Genomic DNA, 19,895 nt, shown 5'->3' with positions numbered 1-19,895 from the left:
CCCTTAAATCACGATCAGGTCGGCTTGCAGGGCGCCGGCCTGCTTCAGCGCTTCGAGGATGGCCATCAGGTCGGACGGTGCAGCGCCCACCTGGTTGACCGCGCGAACTATTTCATCAAGCGTGGTGCCAGGGCCGAACTTGAACATCGGCTTGGCTTCTTCCTCGGCATTGACCTTCGAGCGCGGCACCACGGCGGTCTGGCCACCGGAGAAGGCTTCCGGCTGGCTGACGATGGGGTCCTCGGTGATGGTGACGGTCAGGCTGCCGTGGGTCACGGCGGCCGGCTGCACCTTCACGTTCTGGCCAATGACGATGGTGCCGGTGCGCGAGTTGATGATGACCTTGGCCACGCCCTGGCCAGCCTCCACTTCCAGGTTCTCGATCACCGAGAGGTAATCCACGCGCTGGCCCGGATCCAGCGGCGCGCTGACCCGAACCGAGCCGCCATCCACGGCCTGGGCGACGCCCGGACCGAGCAGTTCGTTGAGCTTGTCGACGATGTTCTTTGCGGTGGTGAAGTCCGGGCGGTTGAGGTTCAGGGTGAGGAAATTGCCCTGCTCGAAACCGCTCGGCACCGGACGCTCAACGGTGGCGCCGGAAGGAATGCGCCCGGAGGACGGGACGTTGACGGTGATCTTCGAGCCATCGCTGCCCTCGGCGTCGAAACCACCCACCACCAGGTTGCCCTGGGCGATGGCATACACGTTACCGTCGATACCTTTCAACGGGCTCATCAACAGGCTGCCGCCGCGCAGGCTCTTGGCGTTGCCGATGGAGGAAATGGTGACGTCGATGGTCTGGCCCGGCTTGGCGAAGGGCGGCAGGTCGGCGTGGATGGACACCGCCGCCACGTTCTTCAGCTGCACGTTGCCGACGTTGGCCGGCACCTTGATGCCGAACTGCGCCAGCATGTTGTTGAAGGTCTGCAGGGTGAACGGCGTCTGGGTGGTCTGGTCACCCGTGCCGTTCAGGCCCACCACCAGGCCGTAGCCGATAAGCTGGTTGCTCCGCACGCCCTGGATGCTCGCCAGGTCCTTCAGGCGCTCGGCCTGGGCAACGCCTGCGGCGAGCAGCAGGCAGAGGGCGGTGATCAGTCGCTTCATGGTCGGTCTCATCAGAACGGGAACAGCGGGCTCATGAAGAACCGGTCGAACCAGCCGGGCTGGCTGGCATCGGCGAAGGCGCCGGTGCCGGAATAGGTGATACGCGCATCGGCCACACGGGTGGAAGACACGGTGTTGTCGGTGCCGATGTCGTCGGCGCGGACCATGCCGGCGATGCGCACCAGCTCGTCGCCGGTGTTCAGGGTCAGCCACTTCTCGCCACGGACCGCGAGGATGCCGTTGGGCAGCACTTCGGACACGGTGACGGTAATGGAACCGGACAGGCTGTTGCTCTGCCCCGCCTTGGAATCGCCCTTGGTGTCGCGGGTGGCGTTGTACTCGGCATCCAGGGAAAGGCGCGCGGCATCCAGCGGGTTCAGGCCGCCGTTGGGGTTGTTCACCGACACGCCGCCGCCAAACAGCGAGGTCAGGCCGATGTTGGCGTTGCTGTCCTTCTGGATCTGCGAGTTGGCATTCTTGCTGGCCTGGGTGCGCTCGTTGAGGGTGATGGTGATGATGTCACCCACGCGATAGGCCTTGCGGTCGTCGTAGAGGTTGGTTTCGAAACCGGCCTGGTAGATAGCGCCATTGTTCTGCGCCACCGGCAGCGGGGTGCGCGGCAGGACCGGCGCGTAATACGGATCGTTCGGCCGCGGAGCCGGCTGCACGCAGCCCTGGACAAGGGTGATACCGAGCAGCGGGAGAAGAATGATCAGCCGGTTCATGGCGACTACCTCAGGGCGTTACAGGTTCTGCGTGACGAAGGAGAGCATCTGGTCGGCGGTGGAGATGACCTTGGAGTTCATCTCGTAGGCGCGCTGGGTGGTGATCATGTTCACCAACTCCTCGACCACGCTGACGTTGGAGTTTTCCAGGGTGTTCTGCTGCACGGTGCCAAGGCCGGTGAGGCCGGGAGTACCGACCTGCGGCGCACCGCTGGAAGCGGTCTCCAGGAACAGGTTGTTGCCGATGGCCTGCAGACCGCCGTAGTTGACGAAGTCGGCGGTCTGGATGTTGCCGATCACCTGGGCGGCGGGGTTGCCGGTGGTGGTCACGGAGACAGTGCCGTCTTCACCCACGGTGAAGGTCTGCACTTCGGCGGGCAGGACGATGGCCGGTTCCAGGGCGAAACCCTGGGAGGTGACGATCTGGCCGTCGGAGTTCAGGTGGAAACTGCCGTCGCGAGTGTAGGAGACAGTGCCATCGGGCAGCAGCACCTGGAAGAAGCCACGGCCGTTGATGGCCATGTCCAGCGGCTGTTCGGTGGTCTGCAGGCTGCCCTGGGTGAAGATCTTCTGGGTCCCCGCGATGCGCACACCGGTACCCAGTTGCAGGCCGGTGGGCAGCTCGCTGTCCTGGCTGGTCTGGCCACCGGGCTGGCGGCGGATCTGGTACAGCAGGTCCTCGAACTCGGCGCGGTCGCGCTTGAACCCCGTGGTCGAGACGTTCGCCAGGTTGTTGGAAATGGTGGTCAGGTTCATGTCCTGGGCGGACAGGCCGGTCTTGCTGACCCAGAGTGCCGGAAGCATCTATTTCTCCTCGGGCGCCGGAAACGTGGCGCCGCCTACTGGTGATTAGCTGAACTGCAAGACCCGCGCCATTGCCGAAGAATTGTCTTCGGCGGTACGCATCATCTTCACGGAAAGCTCGAACTGGCGGGACAGCGAGAGGATCGCGGTCATCTCTTCCACGGCGTTGACGTTGCTGGCTTCGATGAAGCCGGAAGTCACGCGGACATTGGCGTCGGCCTGCACCGCCTGCTGCGGGTCCTTGATCCGGATCAGGCCGTCGGCGCCCTTCTCCAGCTGCTTGGGATCGGGATTGACCAGCTTGATGCGGTCGACCTCGGCCACCACGTTTGGGGCTTCGCCGAGAGCACGAATGCTGATGGTGCCGTCCTGGCCGATCTCGACTTTCTGCTCCGGCGGAATGGCGATGGGACCGGCATTGCCCATGACCGGCAAACCATTGCCGGTGCGGAGCTGGCCAAGGGCATCAATCTGCAGGCTGGCGGTGCGCACATAGGCTTCGCCGCCGTCGGGGGCCTGAACGGCAATCCAGCCCTCCCCTTCGATGGCCACGTCCAGGTCACGACCGGTTTCCTGCAGGGCGCCGGGAGTGAAGTCAGTGCCGGGCCGCTCGGTCATGGCATAGACCCGCGACGGAAAGCTGTCGCCGAACACCGGCATGGAGCGCGCCTGTTCGAAGTCGCGACGGAAACCGGAGGTCGAGATGTTCGCCAGGTTGTTGGCATGAGCACGCTGGGCCAGGCTGTTCTGGCTGGCCCCGCTCATCGCGACATAAAGCATCTTGTCCATGAATCTCTCCGAGTGGGCGTTGCCGCCCTTGGCTCTTTGCCTGCTATGCAGCAAGCGCCATGCCAACGCCGAAGTTCAATCGCAAGACATTGAATTAAAGGATTCTTTAGAAAAGAAAAAGGCCCACTGAAGGGCCTTGTCAAAGCGCTGGCGGCGAGGGGATGCCGCCAGCGGCAAGGGGATTTGCCGCTTGGGAAACGCTTTCCCGGCTTGCTTCTCGTAAGAGCGAATTCATTCGCGATCGGCCGGCGCAGCCGGCCCAGGCCTCAGACGGGCAGGTCTTCGACCTGCTTCGCGATTGAAATCGCTCCCACAGGCAGTCTATTTATCAGCGGAGGTTGATGATGGTTTGGGTGACGGCGTCTTCGGTCTGGATAGTCTTGGCGTTCGCCTGGTAGTTGCGCTGGGCGACGATCAGGTTCACCAGTTGGTCCGACAGTTCGACGTTGGAATCTTCCAGCGCGCCGGCCTGCAAGGCACCCAGGGTGCCGGAACGCGGGGTGCCGACCACCGGCTCACCGGACTCGAACGATTGCACCCAGCCGGTCTTGCCTACCGGCGTCAGGCCCTGGACGTTGGCGAAGTTGGCGAGGATCACCTGGCCCTGCACCTTGGACTGGCCGTTGGTGTAGCGGGCGAAGATCACACCGGTGTCGTCGATTTCCAGGCCTGCCAGTTGACCGGTGGTGTAGCCGTCCTGGCTGATGCTGTTGACGGCGAACGCGCTGGAGTACTGGGTGGAGCCACGAATATCGACGCTGATGCCGCCGGCGTTGGCGGTGGCGCCGTTGGACGACCAGTTGGCCGGAGTACCGCCGTCGGAAACCGCGGGCACCCAGTCGTCGAGGTTCATCAGGCCGGTGGCGGGGTCGTAGTTCAGCTCGCCACCCGCCGCCATGCCGGCGGTGTTCAGGCTGCCGTCGGCGTTGAACAGCAGGTTGGTGGTGTGCGGGTCGGTGCTGGCCGGGTTGGACGGATTGCGTCCATCCACCAGCACGGCCATGGTCCAGTTGTTGGTCACCGGCGGGGTAGCGGCCGGGTCCGAGTTGTTGATGAAGTACTGGGTCATGACGTGGGCGTTGCCCTGGGAGTCATAGATGTTGACCGAGGTGGACGAGGTGTAGGTCGTCGGGTCGCTCGGATCGAACGGCGTATTGGTCGGCGCCTTGGTGGTGGAGTTCAGGTTGAACTTCTGCGCGACTTCGGTGGTGGCCTTGGGCGCCTGGTTGGAGGTCTGGATCTGCAGATCACTGACTACGCCGTTCTGGACGTTGCCATTGCCGTCGATGCCGTAGCCCTGCAGGCGATAGCCGAAGTTGTTGACGATGTAGCCGTTGCGGTCGGTACCGAAGTAACCGGCGCGGGTGTAGCTGATCTCGCCGTTGTTGCTGGTCTGGAAGAAGCCGTTGCCGTTGATGGCCAGGTCCAGGGCATTCTGGGTGTAGTTGATGTTGCCCTGGTTGAACAGCTGGGACACGTCCCCCAAAGCCACGCCGCTACCCTGGGCGTTCTTGCCGGTGCCAAGCACCGAGGCGGCATAGACGTCGGCGAACTCGGCACGGGACTGCTTGAAGCCCGCAGTGCCGGCGTTGGCAATGTTGTTGCCGGTGACGTTGAGGTCGCTGGTCGCTGCGCGCAGACCACTGAGACCGATGTTGAACGCCATTACTTTCTCCTTTGCCGGTGCTTCCCGGCGCTCTTGACCGGGAGGTTACTGACCGATGACCTGGACCTTGGACAGACCGACACTGCCGATGCCGGCGAGGTTGAGCATCAGCTCGCCGCCGTTCTGGCCCAGGGTGACGCTGTCGACGTTGGCCGGAAGCATGGTGTAGAGGGCTTTGGTTTCGCCGCTGTACTGGGCCTGGGCTTCGAACTTGTAGGTGCCCGGCGGCATGACCTTGCCGCTGGAGTCCTTGCCGTCCCACATGAAGCTGACGCTGCCGGCCGGCTGCTCGCCGAGGTTGATGCGGTTCACCAAGGTGCCGGCGTTGTCGTAGACGTTGACCCAGACGTTGCTGCTGGAAATGGGCAGATTGGCGCTGGCCTTGAAAGTTTCCGCGGTATCCACCACGGCCTTCTCGCTGGGCACGATGACCTTGCGCCCCACCAGGGACGAGGCCTGAAGTGCCTGGGAGGACTGGTAGCCGGACAGCAGCGAACCCATGCTGCTGTTCAGCTTCTCGATGCCTTCCACCTGGCTGAACTGCGCCAGCTGGGCGATGAACTCGCCGTTCTCCTGGGGCGCCAGCGGGTCCTGGTTGTTCAACTGGGCGACCAGCAGCTCGAGGAACTCGTTCTTGCCGAGGTCCTTGCTCTTGGGTTCGTTCTTGATGGCGTACTGGTCGAGGAACGACTGGCCATCGGTGGACGCTACGTTACTGACACTCATGCTGTTCCCTCGCGCGCTATCACTGACCCAGGGTCAGCACTTTCTGCATCATCTGTTTGGCGGTGTTCATCATTTCCACGTTGGTCTGGAAGGACCGGCTGGCGGAAATCATGTCGGCCATCTCTTCAACCACGTTCACGTTCGGGTAGTAGACGTAGCCGTCCGCGTTGGCCGCCGGGTGGTTCGGCTCGTAGCGCGGGGTCAGGGTGCTCTGGTCCTCGATCACACCGAGAACCTGCACGCCGGCGCCGGACTGGTCCTGGTCGGCGAACAGCGAACCACGGTCGCCGTTGCCCAGGCTGTCCTGCATCACGGTGGCGAACACCGGATGGCGGGCGCGGTAGGTCTGGTCGAGGCTGGAGGACACCGATTCGGCGTTGGCGATGTTGCTGGAGATGGTGTTCAGCCGAGTGTTCTGGGCACTCATGCCGGTGCCGGCGATGTTGAAGATGCTGGACAGGGACATGGCTGGGCTCTCCGTTATTCGCCGCGCAGGGCGTTCATCAGCCCTTTGAACTTGCTGTTGAGGAAGGTGAAGCTGGCCTGGAACTGCATGGCGTTCTCGGTGTAGTTCGACTGTTCCAGCTGGGCGTCGACGGTGTTCTGGTCGATGGCGGCCTGGAACGGTACGCGGTACTTCAGCGAGGCGTCGGCGATCTCGAAACCTTCGGCGGCAATGTGATGCTCGTTGGTCCGGGTGGCCTGGAAGCTGCCGTGGGCGGCCTTCTCCGACTGCTGGGCCAGCACGCTGGCGAAGTCCAGGTCGCGAGCCTTGTAGTTCGGGGTATCGGCGTTGGCGATGTTGTTGGCCAGCACCTCGCCGCGCTGGGCGCGGAAGCTGAGGGCTTGCTGATGGATGCCGAGGGCCTTTTCGAAACTGATGCTCATGTCCGGAACCTTTGCCAGTGGCAATGTGGTTTTGCTTGCATGACATTCAGCAAAGGCCGTGCCACTTTAGTTTTTCCTTTATTTTCAACGCTTTGAATGAAAAACAAGCGGCAAAAAGCGGCAAGAGGCGCTGGCAGGGCGGCAAAGCGGCAAGGGCGGTTTGCCGCTGGTTGCCGCTTTGCCGGGGGTACGAGTTGTGGGAGCGAATTCATTCGCGAATGATTTCGCTCCCACCGGAAAAAGAAGAAGGCCGCCCTTGGGCGGCCTCGCTGCACTCATCACGCCAGTGGGTACAACCTGTCGTCGAACTGGTCCAGCCGGGGAAACGCGAGCGGCACATCCTGGTCCAGCCCCAGCAGTCGTGCCTGGTAGTCACGCAGGAAATCCTGGCGCGCGTCATTGCTGATATAGGGCACGTGCCAGGCCACGAAAGGCGGCAACACATCCAGGCCGACATAGGCCAGGGTGCCGCGCAACAGCGGACGCAGCATGTCTTCCAGCGGGCCATGAATGGCGCCTTCACCGAACATGTGCTCGCGGCCGCCCAGGGTCAGGGTGACCAGCGCCTTCTTGCCGGCCAGGCCGCCCTGGTCATAGAAGCGCTTGCCGCCATAGCAGACGCCGGACACCAGCACCCGGTCGATCCAGCCCTTGAGAATGGCCGGCACCGAGAACCAGTAGAGCGGGAAGTTGAGAATCAGCAGGTCGGCCCAGAGCAGCTTCTCCAGCTCGCGCTGGATATCCGGCGCGATATCGCCGGCCTTGACCCCTTCACGTTGTTCCAGGGCATAGACCAGGTAATCCGGATTCTGCCGCTGGCCGAAATCAGCCGCGCTGGCCACCGGGTTCCAGTCCAGCGCGTGGAGGTCGGACTGGCGGACTTCGTGCCCCTGCCCCTGCAGGGTTTCCACCGCCAGGTTGCGCAGGGCGCTGCAGAACGACTGCGGCTCCGGGTGCGCATGGACGATCAGTACTTTCATGGGAATTCCTTGTGCGGGATGTGCCACGGATTGGCGCTGGACATTACCGGACCCGACGATGGCGATTTCCGGTCCCGGCGCCAACCATCATTCATGCGATTGCTCGCAGCTCAATCAGTGCGGCGGCGCAGCCGGCGATGCGTCGGCAGGCTTCCTCCAGCGGCTCGCTGCCCAGCACCAGCCCCAGGCGGATATGCCCCGCGGCGCTGGGCCCGAATGCCTCGCCCGCCAGCACCGAGACGCCGTAGTCGTCCAGCAGGCGGTCGGCGAAGTCCTGGGCGGACAGGCCGGTTTCACGGATGTCCACCATCACGAACATGCCGCCATCCGGCCTCAACGCACGCAGGCCGGGGCAACCTTCGAGGGTGGCGCACACCAGGTCGCGCCGCTGGCGATAGGCCTCGCGCATGGCTTCCAGCTCCGGAAGTCGCGCTTCAAGGGCAACGCAGGCGGCGTCCTGGACGAAGTCAGGCGAGCCGTAGAGCATGCACAGGGCGAGGTTTTCCAGGTGTCCGGTCAGTTCCTCCGAGCCGACCACCCAACCCACGCGCCAGCCGGTCATGGCGTGAGACTTGGACAGGCTGTTGATGGTCGCGGTGCGCTCGGCCATGCCCGGCAGGCTGGCCGGGCTGATGTGCTCGCCCTCGAACAGCAGCTCGCTGTAGACCTCGTCGGAAATCATCCACAGGTCATGGGCGATGCAGAGTTCGGCCAGGGCATTCCAGGTGGAGCGCGGCAGGCTGGCGCCGGAGGGGTTGTGCGGGCTGTTCAGGGCCAGCGCGCGAGTGCGCGGGGTGATGGCGGCAGCCACATCCTCGGGCTGGATGCGGAAGCCATTCTCCGAACGCACCGGCACCGGGACCACCTTGGCGCCACAGGCACCGAACACCGCCTCGTAGGTGACATACATGGGTTCGGCGACTATGACCTCGTCGCCCGGGTTGAGCAGGCACTGCACCACACAGAACAGCGCACACTGGGCGCCGGCCAGCACCACCACCTGATCGGCACCCACGCTCTGCCCGCTGCGCTGGTTGTGCCAGGCGGCAATGCGTTGCCGCAGGGGAAACTTGCCACGCACATCGGAGTAGTGGGTATTGCCGTTGAGCAGGCTGTCGATGGCGGCCTGTATGATGGGTTGCGGCGTGTCGAAATCAGGGTCGCCTACCGACAGGAGGAGAATGTCGTCCCCCCGGGCCTGGCGCTCCAGTGCGCGGTAGTGAATATTCCAGGCGGCCGCGCCGTCGCCGGCAATGCGTTGGGTGAGGTCGGAAAAGCGCATGTTCAGCTCCTTGCCCGTGCTCAGCGAGCACAGGCATGTTTCAGTTCGATCAGGGTGACGCCGGGGTGGCCGAAGCCTGTGCGCAGGTCGACTTCCAGTTCGTCAAGGCTGCGGGGCTGCTTCACGGCGCAATGGAAGGCACGGGCCAGGCCGGCGAAGTCCGGGTTGCGCGGCAATACGCCCACCGGCTCGATAGCCAGGGCCAGCATGTCGTCGCGGATCTGGCCCAGGGCATCGTTGTTCCACAGCAGCACCACCAGTGGGCTGTCGAGCTCCTCAGTGGCGGTCGCCAGCTCCTGCGCGGTGTAGAGGAAACCGCCATCCCCGACCAGCACCAGGCCGGGCCGCTCCGGTGCGCCGAACTTGGCACCGATACCTGCCGGCAGGCCGTAGCCGAGGGTGCCGTAGCCCGTGGGGTGCAGCCAGCTGCGCGGCGCCCGGCTGGCGAAGGCGTAGTTGCCGGTGTAGGCCAGTTGGGTCATGTCGGTGCTGATGAAGGCATCCGCCGGCAAGGCAGCGGCAATGCGGTCGAGGATCGCCTGGTGGATACCCTGTAGCGGCGCGTGGCCGTTGCGGATGTCCTCTCGCAGCCGGGCGACGCGGGCGGCGGCTGCCTGCCCTGCCCTGCCCGTCTCCGGCAGACGTTGCAGCAGCGCCTCCAGGGTCTGGCGGGCATCGCCCTTGAGCGCGACGGCACAGGGATAGAAGTCGTTGAACTTGCGTGGATCGATATCGACGCGGATCAGCTCGCCGGACAGCGGCAGGCGCTCGCGCCAGAAATCGGTATCGGCCATCTCGGTGCCCACGGCCAGGACCAGGTCGGCTTCGGCGATCATCTCCCAGCCCGGCGCCACGCAAAGGCTGGCACCGGCATTGAGCGGGGCATCCGGCGGCAACAGTCCCTTGCCGGCCACGCTGGTGAATACCGGAGCGCCCAGGCGCTCGCTGATTGCCCGCACGGCACCGGCCGCGTCCAGCGCGCCACCACCGGCAATGATCATCGGCCGCGTGGCTGCCGCCAGCCGCCTGGCGGCGGCGTCCAGGGATTCGCCATCGGCCACGCCCCGGCCGGGACGGCGTACCACCTCGGAGGTCCAGTCACGGGCCACCGGTGCGGCGAGCACGTCCAGCGGTACCGAGATATGCACCGGACGCGGGCGCTCGCCATCGAATACGGCGAAGGCACGGGCCACCAGCTCGGGCAGGTCTTCCGGGGTCAGGGCGACAGCCGAGAAGGCCGTGATGGGCGCGGTGATGGCGCGCTGGTCCTGGGTCTCGTGCAGGCAACCCCATCCCTTGCCGAGGCTGGCGGTGTGGTTGACGCTGGAAATCACCAGCAGCGGAATCGAATCGGCATAGGCCTGGCCGATGGGCGTGGCGGCGTTGGTCACGCCCGGGCCGGTGATGATGAACGCCACGCCCGGCTTGCCGCTGACCCGCGCGTAGCCGTCGGCCATGAAACCGGCGCCCTGCTCGTGGCGGGTCAGCACATGGCGGATGCCACTGCCGGGCAGGCCGCGATACAGCTCCAGGGTGTGCACGCCGGGAATGCCGAACACGGTGTCCACGCCGTAGTTGGCCAGCAGACGGACCAGGGCCTGGCCGCCAGTGAGAGTGTTCTGCTGTTGCATGAGGTGTCTCCTCGAATCGATGCCAAGAGCTGTAGGAGCGAGCTCTGCTCGCGAACGGCCGTGTGCCGGACTTTCGCCAGCAAGCTGGCTCCTACAAGAGCGTCATTTACCCAACCGAATCAGCGCATCCACCGCCACGGCACCGTCGGCGCCGACCAGCAGCGGATTCACATCCAGCTCCAGCAGGCGTCCAGCGTTCTCGCTGGCGTAGTCGGCCACCGCGCGAACGGCGGCTACCAGCGCGTCCAGATCCGCTGCAGGGCGACCACGGAAGCCGGTGAGCAGCGGCGCACTGCGCAAGCTCAGCAAGGCATCGCGGATCGCGGCATCGTTGGTGGGCAGCAGCAGGCTGCGGCTGTCCTTCAGCAACTCGACGAGAATGCCGCCAGCGCCTATCACCAGGGCCAGGCCGAAGCCTTCCTCGCGCTTGACGCCCACGATCAGCTCCGCGAGTGGCGGTGTAGCCATGCGCTCCAGCAGTACCCGGTCGAAGGCCACGCCCGGTGCGTAGGCGGCAATGCGTTGCCGCATTTCGCCCAGGGCCCGTTGCAGGGCGTCGGCATCCCGCAGGTTGAGGGCCACGGCGCCGGCCTCGGTCTTGTGTGGCAGGTCTGCGCTGACGGCTTTCAGCACCAGCGGGTAGCCAAGCTGGCCGGCATCCTCCACGGCCCGTTCCGGCGTACTGAGCCGCGCTTGCGGAACCGGAAGACCGAAAGTGCGCAGGGCCTGCTTGGATTGCCATTCATCCAGCAACCCACCACCGGCCAGAGGCGATGGACTCAGGGGCACCAGGGCCGACTCGCCCCGGGCCAGCAGAGCTTCACGGCGTTGCTTGTAGGCGGCGATCCGGCCCCAGGCGGCCAGACCGTCCTCCACGCCCTGCAAGGCAGCGACGCCACGGGCGTGCAGGTATTCGCGGGCGGACTCCGGCAGCAGTTCCGGGAAGGCCGAGGCAATGAAACCGGTCTTGCCATGACGCGCCAGGGCTTCGCAATACAACTCCAGCAGCAGATCGCACTGGGGCCGCTCGCCGGTTTCCTCCCCTGGATAGTCCAGCACCAGCAACGCGGCATCGGCAGCGCTGCGCAGGGCGCTGTCGAGCATGCGTTCCAGGGCGTCACCGTTGCCCCAGATAGCGGTAGTGAAGTCCAGCGGGTTGGCGATATTGGCGTAACCCGGCAGGACCTGCGCCAGCTCGTGGCGTTGGCCTTCGTCCAGCTTTGGCAGTTGCAGGCCATTGACCTCGGCGTAGTCGGCAATCAGGCCGGCATCGCCGCCGGAGCAGGCCAGGGCGATCAGGCCGGGACCGGCAGGCAGCTTGCCGCAGGCAGCGGCCTTGAGGGTCTCCATGAAGCTCACGGGGCCACTGACACGGATCACCCCGAGGCGCTCGAAGAGGCTGTCGTACAGGGCATCGGAGCCGGCCAGGGAGCTGGTGTGGCTGAGGGCCAGTTCGGCGCCTATCTGCGATACGCCCGTCTTCAAGGCAATGATCGGGATGCCCTTCTCCAGGGCCTTGTGCGCGGCGCGGGCGAAGCCCGGTACGTTCTTCAGGCCTTCCAGGTGCAAGCCGATGGCGGTGACGCGGGGTTCATCCAGCAGCACGTCCATCAACTCAGCCACGCCCAGTTGGGCCTGGTTGCCGACCGAGGCCATGTAGGCGATCGGCAGGGAGCGGTCGCTCATGGACAGGTTGTAGGCGAAGTTGCCGCTCTGGGTGAGCACAGCCACGCCCTTCTCCACCAGTTGGCCACCGTGGGCCACCGGCCAGAGGGCGGCGCCATGGAGGTAGTCCAGCAGGCCGTAGCAGTTGGGTCCGAGCAGCGCCATGTCACCCGTCGCTGCCAGCAATTGCGCCTGCAGGGCCTGGCCCTCGGCGCCGGTTTCGGCGAAGCCGGAGGCGTAGCAGATGGCCCCGCCTGCCCCCTTGGCGGCCAGGGCTGCGACGCTGTCCAGCGTCTGTTCACGGTTGGTGGCGATGAACACCGCGTCCGGCCCGCACGGCAGGTCCGCGACACTGGCCACGCAGGGCACGCCTTCCAGTTCGGCGTGTTGCGGATTCACCAGCCACATCTGGCCGGCGAAGCCGCCTTCGGCGCAGCGCTTGAGGGCACGGGCCATGCTGCGACCGCCGATGAAGGCCAGGTGCCGGGGCGCCAGCAGGCGCTTGAGGTTGTCTCGATTCATGTCGGATCTCGGAATAGGATTTGCCAGGACTTCCCTCACCCCTACCCCCGCTCTGCGCCCCAGCCTGATCGCTTGGCGATCAGTCGCTCATCGGCACCGGAAGCGATGCTCCCGAAAGCGTGCCTCTTCGCCCCAAAGGGAGAGGGGAACAAAGGCGTCAGCGCAGCAGCGGGCGCAGCAGTTCGCGGGAAATGATGTGGCGCTGGATTTCCGAAGTGCCTTCCCAGATCCGCTCGATCCGGGCGTTGCGCCAGATGCGCTCCACCGGGCCTTCGTCCATCAAGCCCATGCCGCCGAAGATCTGCACCGTCTCGTCGGCCACCTTGCCCAGCACTTCGCTGGCAAAAAGCTTGGCCATGCCGGCTTCGCCGTCGGTCATGGTGCCCTGGTCCATCTTCCAGGCGGTGTGCAGGGTCATCAGCTCCGCCGCGCGAATCTGCGTGGCCATGTCGGCGAGCTTGAAGGAGATGCCCTGGTAGGTGCCGATGGGCTGGCCGAACTGCTTGCGGTCGGCGGCCCATTGCAGCGACAGGTCGAGGGCACGCTGGGCCTGGCCGACGCAGTTGGCGGCGACCATTACGCGGCCCGCGGTGAGCCACGCGTTGGCCACTTCCCAGCCTTTGTCCACCTCGCCGAGGACCTTGGAGGCCGGCACGCGGCAATCGTCGAAGAAGATTTCGTAGGTGTGGTAGCCCTTGTTGCTGACGCACCTGGGACCGCGGCGCACGGTCATGCCGGCGGTGCCCTTGTCCACCAGGAAGGCGGTGACGGCATTGCGCTTCTTGCCGTTGTGCTCGTAGGTGTCGGTGACGGCGAAAACGATGGCGAAGTCGGCATGGCCGGCATGGCTGATGAAATGCTTTGCGCCGTTCAGCACGAAGTCGTCGCCATCACGTACCGCGCGGGTCTTGATGGAGTTGGCGTCGGAACCGGCACCCGGTTCGGTCAGGGCAAAGCAGTCGATCTTTTCGCCCTGGACGCAGGGCAGCAGGTACTGCTCGATCTGCTCGCCCTTGCACGCCATGAGGATCTTCGAGGGCCGCGCAACGAACACGTGCAGCGCCCAGGAAACCTTCGACAGCTCGCGCTCCACCAGTGCCTGGGACAGATAGTCGAGGCCGCCGCCACCTACTTCCTCCGGCATGTTGAAGGCATAGAAACCGGCTGCGAGCGCCTTGCCGCGAATCTGGGCGGCCAACTCGGGGGACACGGCGTCGGCACGGTCCACGGCTTCCTCGTGGGGCAGCAGCTCCTTGTCGACGAATGCGCGCACCGCGTCGACCAGCATTTCCTGTTCCTGGGTCAGTTGGAAGTTCATTGCTCTGTCCTCTGTCGAGTTCGGCGCATCAGCGGCCGGTGAATTGGGGGGCACGCTTTTCGGCAACGGCACGCAGGGCCTCGGCGGCATCCGCGCTGCGGCCGCACAGCAGTCCGGCAGCCTGTTCCGCAGCCAGTTGCTCGGCGAGACTGCGGCTGGCGCCACCCTGGATCAGGGCCTTGGTCTGGGCGAAGGCGAAGGTCGGGCCGGCAGCCAGGCGCGCAGCCAGTTCACCGGCAACGGCCTGCAATTGCTCGTCGGCGCACACCTCGCCCACCAGGCCAACGGAAAGCGCCCGCTCGGCGCCCCAGAGTTCGTCGAGGAACAGCAGGCGCTTGGCCTGCTCGGCGCCGATCAGGCGCGGCAGGTGCCAGCTGGCGCCGGCGTCAGGGGAGTACGCCATGCCGGTGTAGCCGGCCTTGAAGCGCGCGGAGGCGGCCGCGATGCGGAAATCGCAGCACAGCGCCAGGTCCATCCCCGCGCCGACCGCGGTGCCGTTGACGGCGGCGATGGTGGGCTTGGCCAGGCCGTGCAGGCGGCTCATCAGGGCATGGGCGGTTTCGGTCCAGCCGTAGGTTTCCAGCTCACCCCGGGCTTCGGCCTCGGCCCACTCGGCGAGATCTGCGCCCGCACAGAAGCTGCGCCCCTCACCACTCAGGATCACCACGCGCACAGCAGGATCCGCCTCGTGGGCATCGAGCAGTTCGAGCAGGCCGTTCAGGGTGGGGATGTCCAGTGCATTGCGCTGCTGGGGGCGGTTCAGGGTGATGCGGGCAACGCCGCCATCGACCCGGCTGAGCAAGGTGGTCATGGGAACCCTCGTCTTGTTGTATTGCTGTGAGGAAGAACGTGGAAAGATCCTAAACGAGTGTTCAGGAAGGCGGCAATCCTGCCCTTTTGGGGTATGTAACGCTCAATAACGAACATATCTATTTGTTTTCATTGAATTTTTATTTTGAAGCGGGGTGTAGAAAGAACGGGCTGTTACATCTTCGAACAAGTCAGAACGGGCCTCCTTCTCGCCCCATTCCTGCAAGGCAGAGCCGGCACCTATCTCCCGCAGATAGGAATGGATTGGCCGATCAGGCTCGCGTCCTGCCCCGTGAAACGCCAACGGCCTTCTCCCAAGGGGGAGAAGGCCGTTGGTTGCACCTGAGACCTGGCAGAACGAAGCAGGCCGGTGCCCCGTCTACGCAATCACACCGCTGGAGCGGCGATCACACCGCGTTGGCGCTTGAACTGCAGGAAGAAGTAGGCGGCGTAGCAGACACCGACGAAACCGAAGCCCCAGTAGAGCGAGGGACGCTGGGTCGGATCCATGGCGAGGAAGACGAACAGCGAGCTGCACAGCAGGATGCAGGCCAGCGGCAGGAAGGGGTACAGCGGCGCGGCATACTTGAGGTCCTTCACGGTGCCGCCGGCCTTGTAGTGCTCGCGGCGGAAGCGGTACTGGGCCAGGGCGATGACGATCCAGGTCACGGTGCCGGCCATGCCGCTGATGGCCATCAGCACCATGAACAGCGTGTCGGCGGCCACCACGCTGGTCAGCAGCGACAGCAATGCGAAGCACAGGGTGATGCAAAGCGCACGCAAGGGCACGCCGCGCTTGCTCAGGGTCGACAGCCCGCGCGGCGCCATGCCGGTCTTGGACATGGCCCAGAGGATGCGGGTGGAGGCATAGAGGCCGGAGTTACCCACCGAGAGGATGGCGGTGAGGATGACGAAGTTCATCAGGTCGGCGGCGAAGGGAATGCCCACCATGTCGAACACCTGGACGAAGGGGCTTTCCATCAGGCCGGCCTGCTGCCAGGGCACGATGGCCGACAGCACGACGATGGCGAGCACATAGAAGATCAGCACGCGGAACACGACGTTGCGCACGGCGCGCGGGATGCTCTTTTCCGGCTGGTCGGTTTCACCTGCGGCCACGCCCATGATTTCGCAGCCCTGGAAGGCGTAGACCACCGCCATCATGACTGCGAACACGGCGGAAAGGCCGTTGGGGAACAGGCTGTCGCCAATCAGGTTGGAGAGCATGGGCGCCGGTTCGCCACTGGCCAGCGGCAGGACGCCGAAGATCGCCAGCAGGCCGACGATGATGAAGCCGAGGATGGCGGCGACCTTGATGCCGGAGAACCAGTACTCGGCTTCACCGAAGGCGCGGGTGGCCAGGCCGTTGAGGGAGAACAGCACCACCACGAACAGCGCCGACCAGTACCAGATGGGCACATCGGGGAACCAGCGGGTCATGAGCATGCCGGCGGCGGTGAATTCCAGGCCGACGGTGGTGGCCCAGCTCATCCAGTACACCCAGCCGATCATGAAGCCGGTGCCCGGACCGATGTAACGGGTGGCGTGGGCCTGGAAGGAGCCGGATACCGGCATCTGCACCGAGAGTTCGCCCAGGCAGACCATCACCAGGTACATCAGCACACCGGCTACCAGGTAGGCCAGCACGGCGCCGGCCGGGCCGCCCTGGTTGATGGTGACGCCCGAGCCCATGAACAGGCCGGTGCCGATCACGCCGCCGAGGGAGAGCATGAAGATGTGACGGCTTTTCAGCGCGCGGGTGAGTTGTATGCGATCTTCAGACATGACGCACCTCCGAAAGGAGGTGGCGGGACAGGTGGGCTTTGCGGGTCATTATTCTTGTCTCCAATAGGCCACGAGGACCGCGTTGGACGCGGTTCGGACCGATTATTGGAAGGACTTGTAAGACCCCGTTGTACGTGGGGATCGAAGTTGTAAAAAGTCGTAAGGAATTTGTTCGACTCTTACGAAGCGCCTTGCAGCTGTGCGTCCAGCAGCGCCGTCGAGCGTACCAGCAGCTCTTCCAGACGCGGCTTCAGCGCCTGCAAGGCATTGGCATCCCCGGCCAGCGCCAGGGTCTCAAGCTCCCGCAGACACGCGGCCAGGGCCCGCAGGCCAAGGGATTCGCTGCTGCCCGCGAGGCGGTGGGAGAGGTGCCCGACTTCGGCGCAGTCCTGGGCGGCCAGGGCCTCCAGCAGGCCCGCACGTTGCTCGTCGAGCATGCGCCGCAACATGACCAGCAGCCCCTGGACCTTCTGCTCGCCGAGCAGGCCACGATGGGTATCCAGCAGTTGCCGGTCCAGCAATTCGGCCGCGCCATCGCCATCCTGCGTCACCCCGCGCCCGGCCAGCGCCCGGCGCAGGTCATCGAGCTTCAGCGGTTTGGCCAGCGCACCTTGCATGCCGGCATCCAGGCAACTGCGCACCAGCGCCGGCTGCAGGCTGGCGGTGAAGGCAAGGATGCGGCTACTGCGGTTGGCGCCTTGTTCATCGGCACGGATCAGCCGGCACAGGTCGGTGCCGGACATGCCGGGAAGGTGCAGGTCGAGCAGGATCAGGTCGAAGGGCCGCTGCCGGCACAGGTGCAGGGCCGGCTCGGCGTCTTCGGCCAGGGTGACCCGATGGCCGTCGCGCTCCAGCAGCCCGGACACCACCTCGCGGTTGAGTGCAACGTCCTCCACCACCAGGACATCCAGTGGCTCTAGCTGCGATACGACGTTCGGGGCGACGGCCTGGTTTCGCGCGGCAGCCAGCTCCAGCTCGAACCAGAAGCAACTGCCCTCGCCTTCCACGCTTTCGACGCCGATCCGCCCACCCATCAGCTCCACCAGACGCTTGCTGATGGCCAGCCCCAGGCCGGTTCCGCCGTAGCGCTGAGCCACGGCTTCGCTGGCCTGGGTGAAGCGCTCGAAGATCTTCGCCTGCATTTCCGGGGCGATGCCGATCCCGTCGTCGGTGACGCTGATGCGCAGGCGCTGCCCCGCCTCCCGGGATTCCAGCAATTGCACTTCGACGAGGATTTCTCCTTCTTCAGTGAATTTCACCGCGTTGGCCAGCAGGTTGCTCAGCACCTGACGCAGGAATTGCTCGGCTCCGTGGCAGCGGCCCTGCACCCGGGAGTCGATGCGCGTACGCAGGACGGTGCCGTTGGCGCTGGCCCGCGGTTCCAGCAGGGTCAGTACCTGATCCAACAGCGCCGGCAGGGAGAAGTCGATCCGTTCGGGCCGGCCCTCCCCTTCTTCCAGGCGAGCGAAATAGAGCACCTCGTTGAGGATCGTCAGCAAGCCCTCGGCGGCCTTGTGCAAGGCCTCCAGGCGCTTGCCGTCGCGCTCGTCGAGCGATGCCCCCCGCAGCAGTTCGGCCATGCCGAGGATGCCGTTGAGCGGCGTGCGGATCTCATGGCTCATGGTGGCGAGGAAACGCGACTTGGCCAGGTTCGCGGCCTCAGCGTCCTCCTTGGCCCGCTGCAAGCTGGCGGTACGTCGCTCCACCATGCCTTGCAGGGCGGCGCGGTCTTCCTCGCGACGCTGGATGTCGTCGAGGATGGCCCGGCGCATGTCATCCAGGGCCTGGGCCACCGTGTCGATCTCATCGGCGCCACGGCCGGGCCGGCGATCGAGGCGCAACGCCTCGTACCAGTCGCCAGCGCCGACCCGGCGGGCGAAGTCGGCCATCACCTGCAGGTGACGGGTGACCAGGCGGTGGAACAGCCCGGAAAGCGCCACGGCGAGGCCGCAGAGGAAGATCCCCATCCACAGGAGGCTGGTAAGACCGGTGGCATAGAGGCGCTGATGGACAGCACCGAGGTCGACGACGACTTCCAGTTCGCCGAGCTGGCGCCGTTCACCGCCGGGCGGTTGGTAGGAGAGTGGAAAGCTCGCGCGTCGCAGCGGACCTGCGGGGTCGCCGACACCTTCCTGCAGGTCGAAATCGGCACTGGTCAGGCGCACTCGGGCAATGTCGGGGAAGTCCGCCAGGCCGCGCAGCTGCATCTTCAGTTGCTCCTGGTTGAGGTCCCAGAGGCTGCGTTCGAAGCTGGCCAGGTAGCCGACGCGGATCAGTTCCAGTCGCGCCTCGATGTCGCGCATCTCGCGGCGGTATTCCAGGTGCAACTGCACCGCGCTGGCGACGAAGGTGAAGCACAGGCTGAACAGCAGGATGAACAGCAACAGCCGGCGCAACAGGCCACTGGCAGGTTTCGATGCGGTCATGGCCTGGACTCCGGCTGAACGATCATGTCGCGATAGGTGGCTTCGCTCTCGGCCAGCCAGCGCTCGATCTCGCCGCTGTTTGTCAGGCGCTGCAACTCGGCGTCGATCTCCGCCATGCGTGCGGCAAGAGGCGAATGCCGGGACACCGCCAGGCGCAGGTGGTCGACGGCCAGGGTCAGGGGCAACGCGCGGAGGTCGCCGCCGCCGGGCAGGTGTTCGATGTACAGCAGGCCGGTACGCCGCTCGTAGGGGATGAAATCGATGCGCCCGCGGATCAGCTTGCCGAAGTTCTGCCTGCTGTCGGAAACCCACTCGATATTGCCGGCGCGGGCGACGATCTGGTCGAAGGCGTCGCCATAGCTTTCACCGAACAACAGGCCGCCGCGATAACGCTTGAGGTCCTCCAACTTGTCCACCTGGAGCGGGCGCTGGCGGTTGTAGAACACCGCCACCTCCTCGCGCAGCACCGGCATTTCGGCGAAGGCCAGCGTGGCCTCGCGTTCGGGCGTGCGGTAGGCCAGCACCACGTCCACCCGCCCCTGCGCGGCATCCATCAGGCAGCGCTTCCAGTTGCCCAGCACCACCACCTCCACGTCCAGGCCGAGGCTGGCGAACACCGCCTTGACCACGGTCGGCGCCAGGCCGCGTACCTGCTTGCCGTCACTCCAGGAAATCGGCGGATAGACCGGGTAATCGCAGTAGCGCACCGCAGGCGCGGCCTGGGCGGCACCGCAGGACAGGAGGACGGCCAGCAGCCAGGCGCGCGCCATGGGT

Annotated in this window: 18 protein-coding genes; 1 reads left to right on the top strand and 17 read right to left on the bottom strand. The window is 65.4% G+C overall.

Annotated features, from left to right (window positions below):
- Positions 1-3 precede the first annotated feature (3 nt).
- Genes FXN65_RS08240 through flgF form a run of 4 tightly spaced genes read right to left on the bottom strand, consistent with a single transcriptional unit; the run spans position 4 to position 3,422 of the window.
- A complete protein-coding gene (locus FXN65_RS08240; protein WP_151132598.1) occupies positions 4-1,104 on the bottom strand; it encodes a flagellar basal body P-ring protein FlgI in 1,101 nt (366 codons plus the stop codon).
- An 11-nt stretch (positions 1,105-1,115) separates the two neighbouring features.
- The gene (flgH, locus tag FXN65_RS08235; protein WP_151132597.1) at positions 1,116-1,829 is read right to left on the bottom strand and encodes a flagellar basal body L-ring protein FlgH; all 714 of its coding nucleotides are present in this window, start codon (positions 1,827-1,829) and stop codon (positions 1,116-1,118) included.
- Between the two features lie 18 nt (positions 1,830-1,847).
- Complete coding sequence (flgG, locus tag FXN65_RS08230; protein ID WP_151132596.1) at positions 1,848-2,633, bottom strand: flagellar basal-body rod protein FlgG; 786 nt, start codon at positions 2,631-2,633, stop codon at positions 1,848-1,850.
- A 45-nt stretch (positions 2,634-2,678) separates the two neighbouring features.
- On the bottom strand, positions 2,679-3,422 hold the full coding sequence (flgF, locus tag FXN65_RS08225; protein WP_151132595.1) for a flagellar basal-body rod protein FlgF: 744 nt from the start codon (positions 3,420-3,422) through the stop codon (positions 2,679-2,681).
- Between flgF and FXN65_RS28410 the strand changes: the two genes are divergently transcribed.
- Positions 3,421-3,552, top strand: coding sequence for a hypothetical protein (locus FXN65_RS28410; RefSeq protein ID WP_280178740.1), 132 nt, complete (start codon positions 3,421-3,423; stop codon positions 3,550-3,552). The genes flgF and FXN65_RS28410 overlap by 2 nt on opposite strands.
- Before the next feature lie 198 nt (positions 3,553-3,750).
- On the opposite strand, the gene flgE is transcribed toward FXN65_RS28410, so the two are convergent.
- From flgE to FXN65_RS08160, 13 genes are all read right to left on the bottom strand, one after another.
- Complete coding sequence (gene flgE / locus FXN65_RS08220) at positions 3,751-5,088, bottom strand: flagellar hook protein FlgE (RefSeq protein ID WP_151132594.1); 1,338 nt, start codon at positions 5,086-5,088, stop codon at positions 3,751-3,753.
- 45 nt (positions 5,089-5,133) lie between these two features.
- Positions 5,134-5,814 carry a flagellar hook assembly protein FlgD gene (gene flgD / locus FXN65_RS08215; RefSeq protein WP_151132593.1) on the bottom strand — a complete coding sequence of 227 codons (681 nt, stop codon included), beginning with the start codon at positions 5,812-5,814 and terminating at the stop codon, positions 5,134-5,136.
- 19 nt (positions 5,815-5,833) lie between these two features.
- Positions 5,834-6,280, bottom strand: a complete 447-nt coding sequence (flgC, locus tag FXN65_RS08210) for a flagellar basal body rod protein FlgC (protein ID WP_151132592.1) — start codon at positions 6,278-6,280, stop codon at positions 5,834-5,836.
- Between the two features lie 14 nt (positions 6,281-6,294).
- Positions 6,295-6,702, bottom strand: a complete 408-nt coding sequence (flgB, locus tag FXN65_RS08205; RefSeq protein ID WP_151132591.1) for a flagellar basal body rod protein FlgB — start codon at positions 6,700-6,702, stop codon at positions 6,295-6,297.
- 278 nt (positions 6,703-6,980) lie between these two features.
- The gene (locus FXN65_RS08200; protein WP_151132590.1) at positions 6,981-7,682 is read right to left on the bottom strand and encodes an NAD(P)H-dependent oxidoreductase; all 702 of its coding nucleotides are present in this window, start codon (positions 7,680-7,682) and stop codon (positions 6,981-6,983) included.
- 91 nt (positions 7,683-7,773) lie between these two features.
- Positions 7,774-8,964, bottom strand: a complete 1,191-nt coding sequence (locus FXN65_RS08195; RefSeq protein WP_151132589.1) for a pyridoxal phosphate-dependent aminotransferase — start codon at positions 8,962-8,964, stop codon at positions 7,774-7,776.
- Between the two features lie 20 nt (positions 8,965-8,984).
- On the bottom strand, positions 8,985-10,595 hold the full coding sequence (locus FXN65_RS08190) for a 5-guanidino-2-oxopentanoate decarboxylase (RefSeq protein ID WP_151132588.1): 1,611 nt from the start codon (positions 10,593-10,595) through the stop codon (positions 8,985-8,987).
- Between the two features lie 102 nt (positions 10,596-10,697).
- The gene (locus FXN65_RS08185; protein ID WP_151132587.1) at positions 10,698-12,782 is read right to left on the bottom strand and encodes an acetate--CoA ligase family protein; all 2,085 of its coding nucleotides are present in this window, start codon (positions 12,780-12,782) and stop codon (positions 10,698-10,700) included.
- 157 nt (positions 12,783-12,939) lie between these two features.
- Positions 12,940-14,100: an acyl-CoA dehydrogenase family protein gene (locus tag FXN65_RS08180; protein WP_151132586.1), complete on the bottom strand. Its 1,161-nt coding sequence runs from the start codon at positions 14,098-14,100 to the stop codon at positions 12,940-12,942.
- 28 nt (positions 14,101-14,128) lie between these two features.
- Positions 14,129-14,911 (bottom strand): enoyl-CoA hydratase/isomerase family protein, encoded by a 783-nt coding sequence (locus FXN65_RS08175; RefSeq protein WP_151132585.1) that lies wholly within the window; start codon positions 14,909-14,911, stop codon positions 14,129-14,131.
- Between the two features lie 386 nt (positions 14,912-15,297).
- On the bottom strand, positions 15,298-16,695 hold the full coding sequence (locus tag FXN65_RS08170; RefSeq protein ID WP_151132584.1) for an amino acid permease: 1,398 nt from the start codon (positions 16,693-16,695) through the stop codon (positions 15,298-15,300).
- Between the two features lie 179 nt (positions 16,696-16,874).
- A complete protein-coding gene (locus FXN65_RS08165; protein ID WP_151132583.1) occupies positions 16,875-19,121 on the bottom strand; it encodes an ATP-binding protein in 2,247 nt (748 codons plus the stop codon).
- A complete protein-coding gene (locus FXN65_RS08160; protein WP_151132582.1) occupies positions 19,118-19,891 on the bottom strand; it encodes a substrate-binding periplasmic protein in 774 nt (257 codons plus the stop codon). Before FXN65_RS08160 ends, FXN65_RS08165 begins: the two co-directional genes overlap by 4 nt.
- Positions 19,892-19,895: the final 4 nt, after the last annotated feature.

The sequence above is a fragment of the Pseudomonas lalkuanensis genome, from assembly GCF_008807375.1.
Lineage (GTDB): Bacteria > Pseudomonadota > Gammaproteobacteria > Pseudomonadales > Pseudomonadaceae > Metapseudomonas > Metapseudomonas lalkuanensis.
This window is presented reverse-complemented; position numbering and strand designations above follow the sequence as displayed.

Coding starts and splice junctions, on each gene's coding strand:
- FXN65_RS08170 (WP_151132584.1), bottom strand. CDS start 16,695: ATGTCTGAAGATCGCATACAACTCACCCGCGCGCTGAAAAGCCGTCAC.
- FXN65_RS08160 (WP_151132582.1), bottom strand. CDS start 19,891: ATGGCGCGCGCCTGGCTGCTGGCCGTCCTCCTGTCCTGCGGTGCCGCC.
- FXN65_RS28410 (WP_280178740.1), top strand. CDS start 3,421: ATGAATCTCTCCGAGTGGGCGTTGCCGCCCTTGGCTCTTTGCCTGCTA.
- flgG (WP_151132596.1), bottom strand. CDS start 2,633: ATGCTTCCGGCACTCTGGGTCAGCAAGACCGGCCTGTCCGCCCAGGAC.
- FXN65_RS08175 (WP_151132585.1), bottom strand. CDS start 14,911: ATGACCACCTTGCTCAGCCGGGTCGATGGCGGCGTTGCCCGCATCACC.
- FXN65_RS08240 (WP_151132598.1), bottom strand. CDS start 1,104: ATGAAGCGACTGATCACCGCCCTCTGCCTGCTGCTCGCCGCAGGCGTT.
- FXN65_RS08180 (WP_151132586.1), bottom strand. CDS start 14,100: ATGAACTTCCAACTGACCCAGGAACAGGAAATGCTGGTCGACGCGGTG.
- FXN65_RS08200 (WP_151132590.1), bottom strand. CDS start 7,682: ATGAAAGTACTGATCGTCCATGCGCACCCGGAGCCGCAGTCGTTCTGC.
- flgE (WP_151132594.1), bottom strand. CDS start 5,088: ATGGCGTTCAACATCGGTCTCAGTGGTCTGCGCGCAGCGACCAGCGAC.
- FXN65_RS08190 (WP_151132588.1), bottom strand. CDS start 10,595: ATGCAACAGCAGAACACTCTCACTGGCGGCCAGGCCCTGGTCCGTCTG.
- FXN65_RS08185 (WP_151132587.1), bottom strand. CDS start 12,782: ATGAATCGAGACAACCTCAAGCGCCTGCTGGCGCCCCGGCACCTGGCC.
- flgD (WP_151132593.1), bottom strand. CDS start 5,814: ATGAGTGTCAGTAACGTAGCGTCCACCGATGGCCAGTCGTTCCTCGAC.
- FXN65_RS08195 (WP_151132589.1), bottom strand. CDS start 8,964: ATGCGCTTTTCCGACCTCACCCAACGCATTGCCGGCGACGGCGCGGCC.
- flgF (WP_151132595.1), bottom strand. CDS start 3,422: ATGGACAAGATGCTTTATGTCGCGATGAGCGGGGCCAGCCAGAACAGC.
- flgH (WP_151132597.1), bottom strand. CDS start 1,829: ATGAACCGGCTGATCATTCTTCTCCCGCTGCTCGGTATCACCCTTGTC.
- flgB (WP_151132591.1), bottom strand. CDS start 6,702: ATGAGCATCAGTTTCGAAAAGGCCCTCGGCATCCATCAGCAAGCCCTC.
- FXN65_RS08165 (WP_151132583.1), bottom strand. CDS start 19,121: ATGACCGCATCGAAACCTGCCAGTGGCCTGTTGCGCCGGCTGTTGCTG.
- flgC (WP_151132592.1), bottom strand. CDS start 6,280: ATGTCCCTGTCCAGCATCTTCAACATCGCCGGCACCGGCATGAGTGCC.